This is a genomic window from Pseudomonas sp. P5_A2_2, assembly GCF_054177685.1.
Map to the genome: position 1 here is coordinate 1 of NZ_JBGCUL010000768.1, position 2,179 is coordinate 2,179.

Annotated in this window: 3 protein-coding genes and 1 pseudogene; 2 read left to right on the top strand and 2 right to left on the bottom strand. The window is 59.2% G+C overall.

What is annotated here, in order from left to right:
- On the bottom strand, window positions 1-525 hold a 525-nt coding region (locus ACXRVY_RS25385), incomplete at its 3' end, for an Hsp33 family molecular chaperone HslO (RefSeq protein WP_458238568.1).
- A gap of 228 nt (window positions 526-753) precedes the next feature.
- Window positions 754-1,158 carry an RNA-binding S4 domain-containing protein gene (locus tag ACXRVY_RS25390; RefSeq protein WP_223462726.1) on the bottom strand — a complete coding sequence of 135 codons (405 nt, stop codon included), beginning with the start codon at window positions 1,156-1,158 and terminating at the stop codon, window positions 754-756.
- 216 nt (window positions 1,159-1,374) lie between these two features.
- Here ACXRVY_RS25390 and rimB point away from each other — a divergent pair, with 216 nt between their 5' ends.
- Window positions 1,375-1,854, top strand: a complete 480-nt coding sequence (gene rimB, locus ACXRVY_RS25395; protein WP_108216130.1) for a retropepsin-like aspartic endopeptidase RimB — start codon at window positions 1,375-1,377, stop codon at window positions 1,852-1,854.
- Window positions 1,851-2,179, top strand: a pseudogene (locus tag ACXRVY_RS25400) (30S ribosomal protein S6--L-glutamate ligase); the annotation flags it as partial. The gene rimB and the pseudogene ACXRVY_RS25400, both read left to right, overlap by 4 nt.

Genomic DNA, 2,179 nt, shown 5'->3' on the forward strand with positions numbered 1-2,179 from the left:
CAGTTGCTGCAGCAACAGGCCACGGGCGCGGCGGCCATCGGCGCAGAGCTTGATACGCGTGCCAATCTGCTGCGACATGACGAAGTAGTTGGTGAAGCAGTCGGACAACGTTTCGCCATCCAGATCGACCACGCCCTGGTAACGCTGACCGTGTCTCGGGTCGACAGTCAATGTCAGCGAGCCATCCGGCATCAAGTCGGCCAGGGTGGCGTCGGGCGCAATCCGGTCCGCCTCGTAACGAGCCAGGCCGCGGATGTCGCGCTCGCTGGAGCACTCGATCATCAGCAGCGGGATCGGGCCTTCGGAGCGGGCCTGCAGGATCAGCAAGCCATCGAACTTCAACGTGCCGACCAGCAACGATGCAGCCGCCATCAGCTCGCCGAGCAGTTGCGCGACCGGCTGCGGGTAGGCGTGTTTGGCCAGGACTTCGGCGTAGCTGAGCTCCAAAGAGACCAGCTCGCCACGGGTGTCGCTGTCATCGAAGATGAAGCGTTGGGTGAAGTCGTTATCCGGTAGGTCGGTCATAAGTCTGGGTATCTGAAGTGGTGACAAAAGTGATTACAAAATTCGAGGTTACGCCCTGGCCATAGCGTCTTGCTGCCTGGTTATGGCTTACAGGTCGGCGACTGTGTGCGCTTTACGACGAATGGCACTGCCAATGGCTCATGCAGGGTAGGCGAATTACCCCATATGGCTACGCGCAAGCACAATTACAAGTCTTTGCCTGCCCGGGTGATCGACGGAGCCGGTCAATCATTCGTTGCTGCTGCCACGAAACTTGAACAGATCCCGCCGCTGTTTCTTGCTCGGTTTGCCATCGGTGCTCACGCCCAGAGCGCCTGCTTTACGCTCGGCGGCGGCGTTTTCGCGCTTGGCGATGCTGGCTTCGGTTTCGGCGTACAGCAACTGCGCTTCCGGCGCGCCACGGCGAACGATCGACAGCGCCTGGACCACCACCGTGCGCTCGTCGAAACCGGTACGAATCACGAATTCATCGCCGATACGTGGTTCCTTGCCGGGCTTGCAGCGCTCACCCCGGCAATGCACCTTGCCGCTTTCAATCGCCGCTTTGGCCAAGGCCCGGGTTTTGTAAAATCGTGCAGCCCACAACCATTTATCGAGGCGGACTTTGTCGTCCTCTTCGTTTTTTTGTGCCATGGAATTTCCTCATTCTGAAATATTGGTGAACTGTACTACCGTTTCTCTCGTACCAAGAATTTCACCGGCCCGAGCTACAATGCTGACATTCCATAACCTCCTTGCGGGGCTGGAAATCCGGGCCGTAGATATCTGTCGCCTTTTAACCATTATTCTGCGTGAATACCGCGAATTCGGCCGCCTGCGGCCACCGCGGTTTCTACCGGTTGAGCAATTTTGAAGACATTTGACCATTTGACCGTTGTCGGTCTGCGCGAGTGGGTGGCGCTCCCTGATTTGGGAGTCGCGGGCCTTCGGGCAAAAATCGACACCGGCGCCAGCACCTCAAGCCTCCACGCCACCGAAATCGAGCCGTTCGAGCGCGACGGCGAGCAGTGGGTGCGTTTCACGGCACACCTGGGCACGGTGGTGCAGTTGCGTCACCGTCGCTGCGAAGCACCGCTGGTGACAAGGAAAACCATTAAAAGCTCAAACGGTCACGCGCAGGTGCGATACGTGATCAGCACCACCCTGGCCCTTGGTGATCGGGTCTGGCGGGTCGAGTTCACGCTCGCCTGCCGCAAGTCCATGCGCTATCGCCTGTTGCTCGGCTCCAAAGCTCTGATCCACGGCCAGTTGGTGGTCAATCCGGGCATCAAGTATGTACAAGACAAGCCGGTGTTCCCGGTATCTACCTCCTCCACAGGTGTTGCATGAAGATCGCTGTGCTGTCGCGGAACCCGCGTCTGTATTCCACCCGTCGTCTGGTCGAAGCCGGTACCGAGCGTGGCCATGAAATGGTGGTGGTCGACACCCTGCGCGCCTACATGAACATCGCCAGCCACAAGCCGCAGATCCACTACCGCGGCAAGCCGCTGGAGGGTTTCGATGCGGTGATTCCACGGATCGGTGCGTCCGTGACCTTTTATGGCTGCGCAGTGCTGCGCCAGTTCGAAATGATGGGGGTATTTCCACTCAACGAGTCGGTGGCCATTGCCCGTTCGCGGGACAAGCTGCGTTCGCTGCAATTGCTGTCTCGTCG